Annotated in this window: 13 protein-coding genes and 1 tRNA gene; 9 read left to right on the top strand and 5 right to left on the bottom strand. The window is 54.5% G+C overall.

Annotation, left to right across the window (positions count from 1 at the left end):
- Positions 1-117: 117 nt before the first annotated feature.
- Both RHJ31_RS12230 and RHJ31_RS12225 read right to left on the bottom strand, forming a co-directional pair.
- Positions 118-2,736: an AAA-like domain-containing protein gene (locus tag RHJ31_RS12230; RefSeq protein ID WP_302676777.1), complete on the bottom strand. Its 2,619-nt coding sequence runs from the start codon at positions 2,734-2,736 to the stop codon at positions 118-120.
- A gap of 188 nt (positions 2,737-2,924) precedes the next feature.
- Positions 2,925-3,308, bottom strand: coding sequence for a DUF4359 domain-containing protein (locus RHJ31_RS12225; RefSeq protein ID WP_302676776.1), 384 nt, complete (start codon positions 3,306-3,308; stop codon positions 2,925-2,927).
- A gap of 46 nt (positions 3,309-3,354) precedes the next feature.
- Between RHJ31_RS12225 and RHJ31_RS12220 the strand changes: the two genes are divergently transcribed.
- From RHJ31_RS12220 to RHJ31_RS12180, 9 genes are all read left to right on the top strand, one after another.
- Positions 3,355-3,427: transfer RNA gene (locus RHJ31_RS12220), tRNA-His, on the top strand.
- Between the two features lie 14 nt (positions 3,428-3,441).
- A complete protein-coding gene (locus tag RHJ31_RS12215) occupies positions 3,442-5,064 on the top strand; it encodes an ABC transporter substrate-binding protein (RefSeq protein ID WP_399375645.1) in 1,623 nt (540 codons plus the stop codon).
- Positions 5,061-5,855, top strand: coding sequence for a TlyA family RNA methyltransferase (locus RHJ31_RS12210; RefSeq protein ID WP_302676774.1), 795 nt, complete (start codon positions 5,061-5,063; stop codon positions 5,853-5,855). The genes RHJ31_RS12215 and RHJ31_RS12210 overlap by 4 nt, the downstream gene beginning before the upstream one ends.
- A 206-nt stretch (positions 5,856-6,061) precedes the next feature.
- Positions 6,062-6,619 (top strand): amino acid ABC transporter permease, encoded by a 558-nt coding sequence (locus tag RHJ31_RS12205; protein ID WP_302676773.1) that lies wholly within the window; start codon positions 6,062-6,064, stop codon positions 6,617-6,619.
- Between the two features lie 116 nt (positions 6,620-6,735).
- The gene (locus tag RHJ31_RS12200; RefSeq protein WP_181495697.1) at positions 6,736-7,329 is read left to right on the top strand and encodes a peroxiredoxin; all 594 of its coding nucleotides are present in this window, start codon (positions 6,736-6,738) and stop codon (positions 7,327-7,329) included.
- A 131-nt stretch (positions 7,330-7,460) separates the two neighbouring features.
- The gene (locus tag RHJ31_RS12195; RefSeq protein ID WP_302676772.1) at positions 7,461-8,759 is read left to right on the top strand and encodes a hypothetical protein; all 1,299 of its coding nucleotides are present in this window, start codon (positions 7,461-7,463) and stop codon (positions 8,757-8,759) included.
- A gap of 3 nt (positions 8,760-8,762) precedes the next feature.
- Positions 8,763-9,887: a hypothetical protein gene (locus tag RHJ31_RS12190; protein WP_302676771.1), complete on the top strand. Its 1,125-nt coding sequence runs from the start codon at positions 8,763-8,765 to the stop codon at positions 9,885-9,887.
- Between the two features lie 80 nt (positions 9,888-9,967).
- Positions 9,968-10,438: a thioredoxin-dependent thiol peroxidase gene (gene bcp, locus RHJ31_RS12185; protein ID WP_302676770.1), complete on the top strand. Its 471-nt coding sequence runs from the start codon at positions 9,968-9,970 to the stop codon at positions 10,436-10,438.
- Positions 10,435-10,890, top strand: coding sequence for an NUDIX domain-containing protein (locus RHJ31_RS12180; RefSeq protein WP_206201123.1), 456 nt, complete (start codon positions 10,435-10,437; stop codon positions 10,888-10,890). The genes bcp and RHJ31_RS12180 overlap by 4 nt, the downstream gene beginning before the upstream one ends.
- A 162-nt stretch (positions 10,891-11,052) precedes the next feature.
- Here RHJ31_RS12180 and RHJ31_RS12175 read toward each other — a convergent pair whose 3' ends face one another.
- From RHJ31_RS12175 to RHJ31_RS12165, 3 genes are read right to left on the bottom strand one after another with little or no spacing between them, the layout of a single operon-like run.
- The gene (locus RHJ31_RS12175) at positions 11,053-11,823 is read right to left on the bottom strand and encodes a precorrin-2 C(20)-methyltransferase (RefSeq protein WP_206201601.1); all 771 of its coding nucleotides are present in this window, start codon (positions 11,821-11,823) and stop codon (positions 11,053-11,055) included.
- Positions 11,814-13,604 carry a ferrous iron transport protein B gene (gene feoB / locus RHJ31_RS12170; RefSeq protein ID WP_302676769.1) on the bottom strand — a complete coding sequence of 597 codons (1,791 nt, stop codon included), beginning with the start codon at positions 13,602-13,604 and terminating at the stop codon, positions 11,814-11,816. The genes RHJ31_RS12175 and feoB overlap by 10 nt, the downstream gene beginning before the upstream one ends.
- On the bottom strand, positions 13,601-16,480 hold the full coding sequence (locus RHJ31_RS12165; RefSeq protein ID WP_302676768.1) for a GAF domain-containing protein: 2,880 nt from the start codon (positions 16,478-16,480) through the stop codon (positions 13,601-13,603). The genes feoB and RHJ31_RS12165 overlap by 4 nt, the downstream gene beginning before the upstream one ends.
- Between the last annotated feature and the right edge of the window lie 19 nt (positions 16,481-16,499).

The following is a 16,499-nucleotide window of genomic DNA, read 5'->3' as shown; positions in this document are numbered from 1 at the left end:
ATACAGATCCGAGACTGGTGAGAGTCATTGGCGGATAACCGAACCCCTCTTCCTTTAGCTTAGCAAGGGAGTTGTTGCTCACACAACCGCTACCTGTCCTGCCAATGGTTCAGTCAACTAGTGCAGGCGATCGCCAAAATAGCGGCGGTAAAGATCACAGCGCACCTTAGCTAAATTTCCCTCTAGGGTAATCAGTCCCAAACTGTGGAGCTTAAAGCCAACAGTGCTGTCCACGACACTGCCACTCTCCACTTGCAAAATGTTCCTAAAAGCAGGCACTAGGTCTGCCTGCTGCTGGAGATGCCACCACTGTCGCCGCAGGTGATCCCGATATAACCCCGTTTCTGAGGCCGCATTGGTCATTAGCTCCTGCCATGTCAGATCTTGGCGGGCGAGGTGATAGAGGCTCAGACGAATCAGATAGGGATGACCTCCCACCAAGTGCTGCAGGTCTTGAAGCTGCTCCTGTGACAGACTCAAGCCGTGGAGGCGACACAACTCAGCAATTTGTTCTTGGTTGAATTCCGGCAGATCAATGGCTAAGCCAACGTTAAAGGGGGACTGATTAATGTCTAGGGGAATATAGACCTCCGTACCATGAACCACAATCAGACGGAGATTGCGCCAAATATCGCGGTTTTTGCCCTCTTCATGCCATGCCCGCAACAGGCCAAAGAAGTCACTGGCCACTTCCGGATATTCAAACACCCGATCCACTTCGTCTAGACCGAGGACAAGCGGGCGACTCTCAAATTGCGTCCCCGGTTTTTGGCAATTGGGTAAGAGATACTCCTCAAAATAGGTAGTGCAGTTGTATTTACTGCCAAAAATGTCATCCCAATACTCATTGAGGCGGTTTTCTAGCCCTAATCGCCGCCCGACACTGGCACAGAGCCAGCGCAGGAGTTTTTCTAAATCACTGAAGACTTGGGCATCTGCCAGTTGGAAACTGAGGGGAACAGTGCCATAGCCCTCTTGGGTCGCGCGGTACAGCAGCCGTGCCATGAGTGAGGTTTTGCCCATTTGACGGGGGGCTTTGATGCGAATGAGGGAGCCGGGTTGCAAGAGGGTTTCACGACAGCGTTGCTCGATGGGGGGGCGCTCAATATAAAATGCCGAGGCCACTTCCACCTGCCCTTCTGGGAGTTCTGGCTCAGCCACGGGAACAGGCGCACCATCACCCACCAATGTGCCAATTTGCGCAGATTCAGCAATGGTTTCTTGGACGGCATCGCTACTGGTGGCTACAGGGGCAGTGGTCGCATTCACCAAGTCGAGAATCTCTTGCAGCAGGGTGTCGGTGTCCGCTGGCGATCGCCAGAAGCGCTGTTGTAGGCGATGCAGGTAGCCCCGCAACTCATAGTTCAAAGGCATATCAAGGGGAAAATTGACCCGCACAGGCAAGATAAAGGGACGGCGATCGCCCCGTTGGGCTTGCAACTGTTTGACCGTGCGGACTTCCTCAAGCACCATTTCACTTTGTGCCGCCGTTTGTGAGAGCAACAGAACAAAGAAATCACACCGCTTTAGCTCCTGATCAATCCGCTGTGCCCATGCCTCCCCAAGGCGGATACTTTGGCTGGCCATAAAGGGTTGGTGACCCGCTTTTTGCAACACCTCTTGGAGGGCACTGGCCAACTGCAAATCGGTGCCGTCACTGGAGTGACTGATAAAAACATGGCGACCTTGGTTGGAAAGGGCGGCGGTGGCTGCCGCTGGAGAGGACACTGGTTTCGGTTCGGTGGCTTGCGGCGGCAGCGTGGCAACAGCGGCTAGTGGATGGGGCGGCACTGTAGAAGCACCCCCACCTGCCTTTGGCGATCGCGCAGCGCGCCCTTCGGGCGATCGCCAGAGGTCTTGAACAGGAGTTTTGAGAAATTTGCCAAGGCGAAACCAAAAGGATTTGGGCACCTCCACCTGTTGCAGGCTGGCAAGGGCATCGGTAGCCGTGGTAAAGCGCTCGTAGGGAGAAGGGTGAATTAGTTTATTGACAAACTGCACTAGGCGATCGCTCACTGGTTCAGCAGCTTGCCAACACCAACAACCGTAGGGGTCTTGGGTGAGTTGCAGAGGACTCAACCCCGTCAATGCCTGTACCGCCACCATCCCCAAGGCATAGAGATCGCTGGCCGGACGCGGACGCCCTTGGGCTTGCTCTGGGGCCATATACCCTGGTGTGCCAATGGCAATTGTCTGTGGATTGGTCTCTCCCACCAAGGTACCGCCACCAATGGAGACCCCCATCTCCTTCACTGCCCCAAAATCAATGAGCACTAAGCGGTGATCCGATTGGCGACGAATCAGATTATCGGGTTTAATATCGCGGTGGATAACACCACATTGATGCACAAAGGCCAAAACCCGCAGGGCATCTTGGAGCAACGCCATCACCCGTGCCTCTGACCACGCACAGCCCGGCAACAATTCGTGCCGTAGGACTTGACCCTCAATGAAGTCTTGGACAAGGTAAAATTCTTTGTCTTCCTCAAAGTAGGCAAGGAGGCGGGGGATTTGCTCGTGACTGCCCAGCCGCTCTAGAATTTGTGCCTCCCGCTGAAAGAGCGATCGCGCCAAAGGGAGAAAGGCCGCATCCGTACGGGCGGGGCGCAGGTACTTAACCACACACTTGGCACGAATGGGACGGTGAATATCCTCAGCGAGAAACGTTTGGCCAAAGTTCCCAGCCCCTAAAACTCGAATCAATTTGTAGCGCCCGCCAAGGGTTTTCCCAATCATGGTAATTACGTTTTACTGGTTTCTGCGGTTGTTGATATATTTTGGCATAGTCTTTCCCGCCCCCTGCCGAAGGCTCACTAGCTGGCGAACGCCACTGGTTCTAAAAGCAACCCTGCTGCCAAGCAGAGGTCTGGGGAAATGGGTATTTGCATTTTGCACCTGCTGCTGAAATCAGGGAGAGAGGAAGCTTACAGTCTGAGGGGAATGATTTGACCAAAGAGGCCGAGGCTCCAGACGGTGTCAATGGGCAACTCTGTCACAAAGAGGGTGGCAACGCCAAGGTTATAGGATTGGGTGTTGTAGGCGATGTAGCGTTCAATGTCTTCTGCTGGGCGGGATTCCAGTTGATCGCAGACTTCCAAAGCCACCATGGCGATCGCGCTATCGCGATTGATGATCTCTGGACACACTTGAGTCAAAAGGAAGGTATTGATTTCCGCTGCAGCGCGGCGTTGATAGTCGGCAGGGGTGGGATTCGTCAGAACCGCCGCAATGATCCCCAAGAGCAAGAAGGCGCCACCGCCCCACCAAAGAGGGCGTGCCATGACTTGGGAAAGGAGAGGCACTTTCATAAGAGAGTTCTCTATGCTATGCTAGAGGACTAGCTCAGGAAGCATGGCGAGCGTAGCCAAGTGGTTAAGGCAGTGGATTGTGGTTCCACCATTCGTGGGTTCGAGTCCCATCGCTCGCCCTTTATTCTAGTGGATGATGTACCGAGCGGGTGTATCCGTGACACGACGGCTACTGTGGGGATGTCTGGTACTGTTGTTGAGCCTGCTGCTGGTTGCCTGTGGCGGTGATGAGCCTCGCCCAGGGGATGACAGTATTGTCATTGGTACCACGGCTCGCCTGCGCACCCTAGACCCCGCTGATGCCTACGAAAATTTGGCGGGACTGCTGCTGTTGAATTTGGGCGATCGCCTCTATACCTACGAAGGCAAAGACCTCATTCCCCAACTGGCCACAGCGCTACCTGAAGTGAGCGAGGATGGCCTGACTTACCGCATTCCTCTGCGGCGGGGGGTTCGCTTCCACGATGGCACACCGTTTAATGCAGCCGCCATGGCCTTTTCCCTTGAGCGATTTATGAATAGTGGTGGCCAACCCGCCTCCCTCTTGGCCGGGCGCGTTAAAGAAATTCAGGCGATCGCTGAGGACTTACTGGAAATTCGCCTCAAGGAACCCTTTGTGGCTTTTCCCCATTTGCTGGCCTTTAGTGGCTTGTGTGCCGTTTCGCCGACAGCCTATGGTGCAGCGGGCGATCGCTTTTTGCCGACGCAATTTGTGGGCACAGGCCCTTACCGTTTAGCGGCCTACGGTACCGATGGGGTACGCCTTGAACCCTTTGCCGACTATTGGGGAACCAAGCCCCAAAATACGGGGATTCGCCTGCAAATCTTTTCCAGTAGCGCTAATCTCTACAATGCCTTTCGCACGGGGGCAGTGGATGTGGCGATCGGTGCGCTCGATCCCAATCAAATTCGCGCCCTCAAGACTCAAACGGCAACAAAGCACTGGCAGGTCATTACCGGGGCAGGTAACGCTGTCACTGTCCTAAGCATTAATTTGCGCCAACCCCCTTGGGATCAATTGGCAGTGCGGCAGGTTTTGGCGGCCAGTGTCAATCGTCAACGCCTCGCGGAACGGGTCTTTTTGGGGGAAGCAGAACCCCTGTACTCGCTGGTGCCGAGTTTATTTCCTGAGAGTGAGCCGATTTTTCGCGATCGCTATGGAGATGGAGACGCCGCTCAAATAGCTCACTGGCTAGCCAAGACCTCTATTTCAGCGCAGCAACCCCTCGTCGTCAATCTCTGGTACCGTGCCAATGTTCCCAGTAATGTGCTGGCGGCAACGGTTCTTAAAGCTTCACTAGAGCGGGATTTGGGCGATCGCGTACAGGTGCAATTGGACAGCGCTGACTCGGCTACGATCTACCGCAATTTAGATAGTGGGGCTTACCCCTTGGTCTTGCTCGATTGGTATGGTGATTTTTACGATGCCGATAACTACCTTGAACCTTTCCTGAGTTGCGAGCATGGTTCTGTGGAAACAGGCTGTGAAAGTGGTGCCAGTGCGGCGTGGGGGTCGTTTTTCTATAGCCCTGAGGCCAATGATCTCATTGTTGCCAGTCGCCGTGAGGCCAATCCCCAACGCCGTGGGGTACTATTGCGTCAGCTTCAGGAACTCAATGCCGAGGCCGTGGCCTTTTTGCCCCTGTGGCAGAGTGAAACCACCCTCTTTGCCCAACCCCAGTTGCGCGGGTTAATCCTTGATGTCAACCAGCTCTTTGCCTTTGCCCCCCTGCAGAAAGCACCAAAAGATCAATGAGTCCCCGAAAGCAACGCTTGGATAGTCTTCTGGTGGAGCGGCACCTGTGTGAGAGCCGCCAACAGGCACAACGCTGGATTCGCGCTGGGGAAGTGCAGGTAAACCATGTCCCCATTGATAAGCCGGGCACGCTGGTGGCAGTGGATGCCACGATTCAAGTGAAGGCAAAAGCCGCCTATGTTTCGCGGGGGGGTGAAAAACTTGCCCATGCCCTAGGGGTCTTTCCTGTGGTGGTGCGCGATCGCGTGTGTTTAGATGGCGGTATTTCCACGGGCGGCTTTACGGATTGTCTGTTGCAAGCGGGCGCCAAACGGGTCTATGGCATTGATGTCGGCTATGGCCAAGTGGATTGGAAACTGCGCCAAGACCCGCGCGTTATCCTCAGGGAACGCACCAACCTGCGCTATTTAACCCCCACTGATCTCTACACTGACGATGCGCCCCGCCCCGATCTCGGCGTGGTGGATGTCTCTTTTATTTCCCTGACTAAAGTTTTACCCGCCCTATGGGAATTACTGCTGCCGCCGCGAGACTTGATTGCGCTAATTAAGCCACAGTTTGAGGTGGGGCGCGATCGCCTCGGCAAACATGGTGTGGTGCGCGATGCCAAGGCGCGTCAAGAAGCCGTGGATCAGGTGATTGCCGCCGCCGAAGCGTTGGGGTGGCAGTGCCACGGTGTGACTCCCTCGCCGATTTTAGGGCCTGCGGGCAATCAGGAATTTTTGGCCTACTTTTCTGAGGGTGGTGGGGTCAATGGTTCACCAGTAAATGGGGTGGTACCATCATCCTGAGAAAAATCGCGGTTTTCTAAGCATGCAGCAGGTGGCACCGTTTATTCCTCCTTGGGGAAAATGGCTCAATGGCATCTTTTTGGTGTGCCTATTTGATCTCAGTCTTTAGTTTGCTCTTGGCGGTCATCTTGGGGGCGATCGCCACCTAGGCGAGGTTGTATCCTGTCCCGCCATTGCGCTAGCTGAGTACGGTTTACATTGAATTTGTGCGCGGTACCCCAACCTTGGTGCAACTGCTGGTGTGGGGCTTTGGCATTGGTGGGCTCTTGAGTCAATGGGGTTTTGATCCTCGGCAAATTGCCTTTGATGTCATGAGCGTGCTGCAAAGCAACCGCTTGGTGTCGCCGCTTTTTAACTACATTTTCTACGGCATTCTTGGCTTGGGCTTTAACTATGGTGCCTATTTGAGTAAGGTCTTTCGCAGTGGCCTAAAGGGGGTTCCCAAGGGACAAACGGAAGCCAGCCTCAGCCTTGGCCTCTCGGGTCGGCAAACCCTATGGCGGATTATCCTGCCCCAAGCCATTTTGATTATCCTGCCTCCCTTTACCAATAACTTCATTACGCTGATGCAGGACTGCGCCCTCTTGGTGGTGATTGGCGTGCCCGAACTGCAAAATTATGACGAGCACCTTTGCCAATCCCATGACCGATCCGCAGCGGAAGCTCTTTATCTATGTCTTTTTATCTATGTCTTGGGTGCGATGTTCTACTTTGCCCTCTGTTTTCCTCTGTCACGGCTCTCCCGCTTCCTTGAGCAACGGTAGCAGCGATCGGCTATTTCATAATCAAAACCGTTATGAGTATGATATAGTAGGCATAGCTGTTAAAAAATGTGAACAGCTCTATTCAACCTGTCGTAGTTAGGAGTACGAGGTTTTCTATGTCTGACTGTCTGCGTGTTGGTCAGCCCGCCCCGGATTTTGAAGCGGTTGCTGTTTATGATCAAGAGTTCAAAACCGTCAAGCTCTCGGACTATCGCGGTAAATACGTTGTTTTGTTCTTCTATCCCTTGGACTTCACGTTTGTTTGCCCCACAGAAATTGTCGCTTTTAGCGATCGCTACGATGAATTCGCCAAACTGAACACCGAAATCCTTGGCGTGTCTGTGGATAGCCAGTTCTCCCACTTGGCGTGGACGCAAACCGATCGCAAAGCTGGTGGTGTGGGCGATCTCAAATATCCCCTCGTGTCTGACCTGAAAAAAGAAATCAGCACCGCCTACAACGTGCTGACCGAAGAAGGGGTGGCACTGCGCGGTCTCTTCATCATTGACAAAGAAGGGATCATCCAACACGCAACGATCAATAACTTGGCCTTTGGCCGCAACGTTGATGAGACCCTGCGGGTGCTACAAGCGATTCAATACGTCCAAGCTCACCCCGACGAAGTCTGCCCTGCGGGCTGGCAACCCGGCGACAAAACGATGAACCCTGACCCTGTCAAATCCAAAGTGTATTTTGAAGCGGTGGGCTAATCGCCCCTCTGTCTCAGACTGATCCGTGCTGTGAACCTGCCCTTGGGGTGGGTTCTTTTTTTGCCTCGCCAAGACCCGTAGGAAAACGTTAGGGTGGAACAGGAGGCCTTTTGCCGAAAAGGGAGGCAAACATGACGGTCGATCGCCGCCTAATGCAAGCTGTAGAAACACTGGGGTACCGAGTGACCGCAGGGGATGTGGCGGGTACGGTGGGATTACCACTGCAAACGGCTGAAAAAGGACTAATGGCCTTGGCTGCCGATGTTGGCGGCACGCTACAAGTGGCCGAAAGTGGCGATATTGCCTACGTCTTCCCAAGAAATTTTCGCAGTATCCTGCAAGCAAAATACTGGCAACTGCGACTGCGGGCGGTGGCGCAGCGGGTTTGGGGTGTTGTTTTCTATCTGATTCGCATTTCCTTTGGCATTTTTCTCATTGTTTCGATAGTTCTGATTTTTCTGGCGATCGCCATCATTTTGATTGCCCTTTCTAGTCAAGGGCGAGATGGTGAGGATCGCGGCCAAGGGGGCTCTTGGGGGGGCGGTGGCATCAATGTTTGGGTCTTTCCCGACTTTTGGTATTTCTTTAGCGATCCTTCTCCCCAGCGATCGCGCCCCCGGTCACAGGACAATGACGAGGAAATGAACTTCTTTGAGGGGGTCTATTCTTTCCTCTTTGGCGATGGCAATCCCAATGCCGACCTCGAAGAACGCCGCTGGCAACTCATTGGCCAAGTGATCCGCAACAATGGCGGGGCAGTCACGGCAGAGCAAATTGCCCCCTATCTCGATTTAGAAACAGATCCGGGGGATGATGAGTGGTATATGCTGCCGGTGCTCACCCACTTTAACGGTCGCCCCGAAGTCACAGAGACAGGGCAGATTATCTATCGCTTTCCTGAGTTACAAACGACGGCTCAAACTCGCAAAGGTCAACGGCAGACGCTTCCCCCCATCTTGGAAGAACAGCTCTGGCGCTTTAGTCGGGCACCCGCTTGGCAAATTATGGTGGCCATTGGCTTGGGCTGTGTCAATCTGATCGGGGCGCTGATGCTGTGGTACCTCTTGGGAGATGGGGCAATCGCCCAAGAACTGGGGGGGCTGGTGGCCTTTGTGGCCTCCATCTTTTGGATTTTGCTGGGCTATGGTATTGGCTTTTTGGGTATTCCCTTGGGGCGGTACTACTGGTTACTGTGGCAAAATCAACGCATTCGCGATCGCAATGCCCGCCGCTACCACTACGCCAATATTCTGGCCAATCCCACACCGCAGTTGCGTGCCAAAGTACGGGCAGCTCAAGCCTATGCCCAGCAGCGGCAAATCCGTGAACAGGATGTCATCTATCGCTCCGATCAAGATTTAGTGGAGCAGGAACTCGCCCAATCGGAAGCCATCGATCGCGAATGGTTACGCCGACTGGAATCGGAGTAGATCATGACCCGCTCCTCCCTGCGCCCAGCGGCTGCCACAGGAGATCTCGAGGCCATTCAAGCCCTCCTAGAAGCGGCACTTGCCCCCAAGGGGATAGGGGTCACAGCGAGCCAGCGGCGCGAATGTCTCTTGTTGCGCCTGCAGTGTCCAACGAGTGTCCCGGCTGCAATTGTGCTCACACTACTCGCTCGCGAACTGATCCACTGGCCAAGCTATGCCCACAGCAGCATCCTGATCACGGTTTGCCAAGACAGCCATGAACTCTGGGAAGCGGTGCTTGATCTCACCAGTCGCCATGAGTTACAACGCCTTGCCAAGGGGGAGCATCTACGTCAGACTCTCTCCCTCCCTTCTCCTCCTCGCAAGGAAGAGTTTGGCATTCCTGTCCAACCCCTCAGCACTAAAGATTGGCAAGTGATCGCGGCGGGGTTGGGTCTATCACTCCTTCTTCTTACGTCAGAGCAGGTGACGTTTTTGCTCAGTCCGCTGATTACCCTTGTCCACGAAATGGGTCATGCAGTAATGGCGTGGCTCTTTGGCTATCCAGCGGTTCCCGCCTTTGATTTTCGCTACGGTGGTGGCGTCACTCTCCATGGCGATCGCGCGGGCGGCATCATCCTGCTTATTTATACGGTATTGCTGGCCTTGGCCTATTTCTACCGTCACAATCGGCTGACCCTTATTTGCCTTGGGGTCTTTACGCTGCTTTATACCCTTGTGGCCTTTAGTCCAGTCCATGAAATGCTCTTTGTAGCGATGGGGCATGGCTTTGAACTCATTTTTGCCGTCATTTTTCTCTACCGTGCCCTCAGTGGTTGGGGCTGCCGCTATCCCATTGAACGTCCCCTCTACGGTATGGTGGGGTTTTTCATTGTGTTTTTTAATATGCGCTTTGCTTGGCAGTTGCAGTTTAATCCTGTGTTTCGAGAGATGTACCTGATGGGCAAAGGGGGCATTGATCACGATTTTGTTCGCTTGGCTCGCGATTTTCTGCACACCGATTTAGCAACGGTGGTTGGCCTCTACGGCTTTTTTGTGGTTCTGACACCGGCGATCGCCTTCCTGCTCTATCGTTATCGCCAGCTCATGCTGTACCTGTTCATTCGCCTCTTTATCTCTGAGGGCTAAAGGCTACACCCCTTGGCCACCACAGCAGGAGCCAAACTGGGGGAAGATAGATATGGCCAACCATTGGAAATTGCTCAGAAATGTCCCTGACCGTTGGGGCGATCGCCCCTTCCTTTGAACTGGCGGATGCTACGGGTGAGCGGGTGCGTTTGGCTGACTTTCAAGGTCAGTGGGTGATTCTCTACTTTTATCCCCGTGACAATACCCCCGGCTGCACCAAAGAAGCCTGTGCTTACCGCGATGTCAGTGCCACCTTGGGCGATCGCAACGTCGTTATCCTAGGCATTAGCTCCGATAGTGTCGCCTCCCACGCCAAATTTCAGCAAAAGCTTAACTTGCCCTTTCGCCTGCTGGCCGATGTGGACACCAGCGTTGCCCAAGCCTACGGTAGCTATGGCCCGAAAAAGTTCATGGGCAAGGAATATCTCGGTGTTTATCGGGATACATTTCTCATCGATCCCACGGGCAAAATTGCGGCTATTTATCGGCGGGTGAAGCCCGATGCCCATGTGGCGCAAGTGCTGGCGGATCTGGAGCAGCTACAAGCGTGAATTGGTTTTGGCGAGTTGTCCGTTTTTTCCTAAAGCGATTTTGGCGGCATCCCTTTGTGGCGGTGTCGGTGATTGCCTTGACAGCGGGCGATCGCCTGATTTTGATCCAACGCCGCGATACGGGTCAATGGTCGCTGCCGGGGGGCATGATGGATTGGGGAGAAACGATTCTCGATACCGGCGCTCGCGAACTCGCGGAAGAAACAGGATTGCGCCTCAAGAGCTTTGAAGGCTTAGTGGGGGTTTACTCTGACCCAAAGCGAGATCCCCGTGTTCATGCCGTGTGTATCGCGATCGCTGCCCGCGTTGTCGGTGAGCCGCAGGTTTTGGATGTCAAGGAAGTGCGTGCAGTACAAGCCTTTCCCCTCAGTGACCTCCCCTTAGCCGATCTCGCCCACGACCATGCCCAACAGTTACAGGACTATTTGAGTGGACATCTAGGATTGACATGAACACCAAAGCTAGATTGTTAAGTCTTATTTAACGATATCGCACTTTCGTTTAGTGGAACAAACGGCTACTAATGCAAATGAAGGTACAGAGACACGCTAAGAGAATTCACACCACTTGATCTATCGTGAGGAGACGTCCACCCCCGTAGCACCGATAAAGAATCATTGGGTACTGTTGTACATAGGATTGACTTCAGCACTCGCGAAATTCTGCAAGATGGGGCGCCGCTGCCAAACAATGAGCAGCGAAAAGTAGGGCAGGGTTAACTCTGGATAGTTCGTCAGGGGGGTGTAGATTTGCTGTTGAGGGGTTGTTGCCCAGCTCACCACTGCCGCCTGTTCCAAGAGGTGGTGTTCCTTGAGCCAATGCCAGACGTGGCCATAGACCGATCGCACCTTCATTAAAACCACCACCTCCGCCCATGCCCACACCCGCTCGAGGTCATCCCCGTGGTACATTGCTGGCAAAATCGCTAGGCGATCGCTCCCCAAGGTCAGGGGCACCCCTAAGCTAGCCGCTGCGGCCAAAGGCGAGCAAATTCCCGGAATCACTTCAATCGCAATATGGGGGTCAAGGCTCTGGACGGCTGCCGCCAGATAGGAAAACGTACTGTAGAAACTGACATCCCCCTCAGAGACAAAGACCACATCAATGCCTTGAGCGAGATAGGCATAGACTTGCTCTGCCGCCTTTTGCCATGCTTGTTCTAAGACATCTTCTGCAAGAACATAGGGGAATTCGAGGGGCAGATACATTTGCTGGGGGTCTTTGTAGGGGGAAATGATCTCCTCGGCAATGCCGCGCCGTCCCTGTAGTCCCGCCGGAAAGGCAATCACCCTTGCGTGCTGTAGGCGTCGCCAACCCTTGAGGGTAATGAGTTCAGGATCCCCCGGCCCTACGCCAATGCCGCAAAGGGTGGCCATTAGCCCCATCCCCACCAGTGCCCCAGTTGATAGACACTGCCACTCACCACCCACGCCATCACCAAGGCATAGAGGGTCGCAAAAATCGTAAACTGCCCGCGTTTCGATTCACTCCAGAGGGTGGCAAGGGTGCTCAAGCAGGGGGTGTACAGGAGAGTAAAAAGCATAAAGCTGTAGGCCTGCAGGGGCGTTAAATCTTGGGCGATCGCCTGCTGTAACGAGGTACCCGAAAGGTGATAGATCACCGCCAACGCACCAATCACAATCTCCTTGGCCACAAAGCCGACAATCAGGGCGATCGTTAGGGCAGGTGTAATGCCCACCGGTGCCAAAAGCGGCTGTAGCGCTATCCCCAGTTGACCCGCCCACGTTTCTGGACTTGAGGGCGTTGCATTCAGGGGTAAATGGGTCAATGCCCACACCACCAAGACACCTATCATAATGAAGCCCGTGGCTCGCGAGAGAAAATGCCGCACCTCGCCCCAGGCCCGCAGAATCACCTGTCGCCCCGTCGGCCAGCGATAGGGGGGCAACTCCAGCAAAAAGGGATCCGTATTCGGGAAATAGCCCTGAAAACAGAGGGCAGTGAGCAAGGCCGCCAGAATACTCCAGCCATAGAGAGACAGCAGGACGACTGCCCCCCACTGCGGGGGAAACAAACAGGCAATGAGAAAGACAAACACCTGTAGCCGCGCTGAGCAGAGGGAAAAGGGAATGATCAGCATCGTCAGTAGCCGCAGCCCCGGCGAGCGAATAATGCGGGTGGCCATCAGGGCGGGGACATTGCAGCCAAAGCCCATCAAGCTGAGGACGAAACTGCGTCCATCTAAACCCAAGCGTGCCATCAGGCCATCCATCAGGTAGGCGGCACGGGCAAGGTAGCCACTATCCTCAACGATCGCCATCACAATAAAGAAGATGGTGACTAAGGGCACAAACGCTGCCACCGTGGTCATACCGCCATAGATGCCCTCAATGAGCAAACTGCTGAGCAAGGGGGGCAGCCCCGCGAGGAATGGCGCCAGCACCTGTCCCTGAAAGGTCTCAAACGCATCACTGAGCCAGCCTTGAACCCCCAGCCCTAGCACCCATACCACTTGAAAGACAAGGTATAGCCCCGCAAAAAAGAGGGGCAGTCCCCACAAAGGGTGTAGCAACCAGTGATCCAACTGTTCTGTTAGTCTGCGAACGGTGCGACTGGGGAAAGTAACGGTGCCCGCCAATAGGGGCGCGATCGCCCCCGGTTCAATTTCTGGCAACGTTGGCTTGAAGAGCGGGGCTTGGGGAACGGGTGCCTCTTTGAGGGCATGGCAAATTGTTTCATAGGCCTCCCAATAGCCGCCACCATATTTGGCACTGAGGGCCACCACCGGCACCCCAAGGCGATCGCTCAATTTCTCGGTATCAATCTGAATCCCCAGTTGCCGCGCTTCATCGGCCATATTCAGGAGCACCACTATTGGTAGTCCCCAAGACTTCACCTGCAGGGCTAAGCGCAATTGATGCTGAATCTGACTGGCATTGAGAATCACCAACACCAGCCGCACCGGCACCCGTTGGAAAAACTCACGCACAAGGGTTTCATCGGCAGCCGTCCCCGCCAGATCGTAGATGCCCGGCAAATCCACCAGTTTAACCATTTCCCCATTGAGGGAGATCTCTGCTTCTATTAGATCCACCGTAATCCCCGGCCAGTTGCCTACATGGGCACGGGCAGCGGCAATGCGATTGAAAAATGTGGATTTACCCGTGTTCGGGAGGCCAAGAAGGGCGATCGTGCTTGGGGTCATTGGCGCGGCTGTGAGGATTGCAATTCAAAGGTACCCGTGTCGCCACTATTCAGGGGAATGAGCAGACGACTCAGGAAACGGCCATCCTCCAATTTATACATATCGAGGTTATAGCCTAGGCGTTGACACAGGTTAAAGCAGACTTTGAGGTGTCGTCCGGGGGGCTGATCAAGGCTGGAGGGAGCAAGCCAGTCGAGATGTTCGAGTTGGTGCAGCTTAATGAGTAACTGTGGCTCTATTTCCCCATTGTCGGTGATTGACAGTTCGAGCCAAGACTGCATTTTGCCCCCCTGACCCATGCCTTCAATTTGTTGGCACCAGATGTCAATGCGGCCTTGGGAGGGCGATCGCTGGCAGGCAAAAAGCAACAACTCATAAAGGATTAACTCCAGCTTGCTAATGTCACCATTGAGGGTGAGGACAGGTTGATTGTGAACTTGAATCCACAGTTGTTTGCGCTGCTTCCAATTTTCGATGCGATCCATCACTCGCTTGAGGAGCACCGCTAGGCCTGCTGTGTCAGTCGTTTTGTCCAGTTGCCATACCTCATGGCTCAAGAGGGGATGGAGGGATTCCAACTGGGTTTGCAGGAGCGTGCCCAACCGCCGCAGCAGGGGAGCCGCCTCAGGGTGTTGCTGAACCGATTGCATCAGCTGATGGCAGAGACTCGCAAGTTGACCATAGACCTGTTCAAGGCGACGGTGCTTGTACCAGTTGAGGGTTTCAAGGGTTTGCCAGCCTTGGGTGAGCATTTGAATGAGGGAAGTACTGCGGTGTGCCCAAGCCAAATGGTTGACAAGGGTAATGAAGGCCTCTAGGTGCAAGGTTGACCACTGGCGATCGCGACGATCAGCGACAATGAGAACCCCTGAAGGTTCGTATTCGGGATCAGTGCGTAGGGCGATCGCCAAAATTTGACCAATGTCTGGCCCTGAGAGCCATTCCCGCGTACGCGGATCTAGTTCTGCTGCTGTGGTTTGAATCAACCAAGTGTAGGGATTACTGGTGACATCGGCTTGGGAGGCCATCAGGGCACTGTGGATCAGCGGATCCTCATAGATGGCAATTTCCGCGTCGTTGCGAATCGCAAATTTGGGATGGCTAGGGGGCGGCGCGACAATCGAGCCAACTGTCTGACCGGGTCGCCAAGTCACTAAGGCCACAAGGGGTACCTGCATTAAGTTCATGAGCTGCTGCAAGCCCGTCAGTTCAATGCGCTCCAAGTTTTGGGTGCGTTGCAGTGCTGTTAACCCCGCCAGCATCGCCGATCGCACTTGCTCCTGCTGCGTATTGGTGTTTTGCAGTTGCCACTGATGGCTAATGAGGCCAAGGGTACGCGCCACCTCCTGTACAAGGGTTTGCTGACTTTTGCCCCAAGCCGTTGGTTCAGTGCGCCCCACTAACAGCAGTGCTTCCAAAGAATGGCCGGGGGTGGTGGTTGCTGCCACAAGGGACTGGATATGCAGCTTGTCGAGAACCTCTTTCCAAGAGTAGAGGCGCAGTTCATGGCTATAGTCCTCAAGGGCAATGGCTGTGGTTGCCGTTTCCAGAAGTTGCCAATCCATTTTTTGTAAGGGCGGGAAGGGCGGATGGCGATCGCGCCCCCGGGGCGCCGGATACTGAAACAGGACATCAAAGACTTGGGTCAGGGAGTTGTAGCTTAACAAAAAGACCCACTGTGCCCCTAAATCTGCCGCTAACCTTTCGCCCGCATGGTGGAGCACTTGCTTCCAGTCCTGCTCATCACAGATGGCTTGCGCCAACTCACTCACCAAGCTTTGGGCCTGCTGGGTCTGTGCCAAGAGGTGTTCAAGGCGTTCAGTGGGGGCTGCCAAGGCCAATAGCTCTGCGGTGACTTGGAGGAGTTTCTTTTCATTGTCATTCCAAGGGTAAGGCTCACTGCGCTCGAATGTGAGAAAGCCCACGACATCCGTGCCCACCAGAATCGGGGTTGCCACAAGGGCACGGCAATTCAGCATTTGCATTAACCGTAAGGGTGCGGTAGCACTGACCACACTTTGACTATCGCTGACACTCACGGTTTGGCCGCTGGCAAGGGCAGTATAACAACCTGCTAACTCCTGCTGTGTAATCGCTAAGGGTTGCCGCTGGCTCTCGCGGCTCTGGGGTTTACCAACGGTGTAACTGCGCCGCCGATAGAGGGGTTGCTCCAAATCTCGCCAAAAGAGGCTGGTACGTTGAGGTTGACAGAATTGGTGCACTGCCAGCAACAGGGCTTCAATGCGTTGACCCAAGCTAGGGGCACGGCTGGCCTCTTGGAGGAGATGGCGCACTGGATCATCACTCGTCATTGTGGGCGCCGCCGCTTGCTTGGTTTCAGGGGCTGGTTTTGCCGCGGTCAAGCGTTCCAATTCCGCCCCAAGGGCACTCACCAGTAAGCTCATGTGGGCCAAATCATCGCCCCGCAGGGTATCGCCCCAAGTGGTAGAACCGATCATGAGAATGCCGAGGGGTTGACGATGGCGGACAATGGGATAGATGGCCGTGCCTTGAATGCCCAAACGGGTGGCGGCTTCTCGTAACTCGCCTAGGCGGGGTTCCTCCTTGAGACTGGGCAAACTAATCGGCTTGCGGTTGATCAACACCTGATCGAGAAGACTACCGGCGGCAAGGGTCAGTTTCTGCTTCAGAAAAGGATGATCGCCAACGGGCGTGGTTCCCCCTTGGCCAATGAGTTGTTTGGCGGCTTCATTGTATAGTCCCAACCAAGCAAAGGACATGCCGAGGATTTCTTGGACAAAGCTCACCAAGGGAGCAATGAGTCCACCAATTTGCTCTTGCTGTTGCAGTTGCTTAATGGTGTTAACCAGTGCCGCCAAAGCGGGGCTGACCTTCGAGGATTTGACAGAGGTCATAGGGGCGATCGCAACCGAG

Origin of the sequence: Thermosynechococcus sp. JY1331 (assembly GCF_031583475.1) — a bacterium.
Classification (GTDB): Bacteria; Cyanobacteriota; Cyanobacteriia; order Thermosynechococcales; family Thermosynechococcaceae; genus Thermosynechococcus.
The sequence above is the reverse complement of the archived record's forward strand: the minus strand, read 5'-3'. Positions and strand labels throughout refer to the sequence as shown.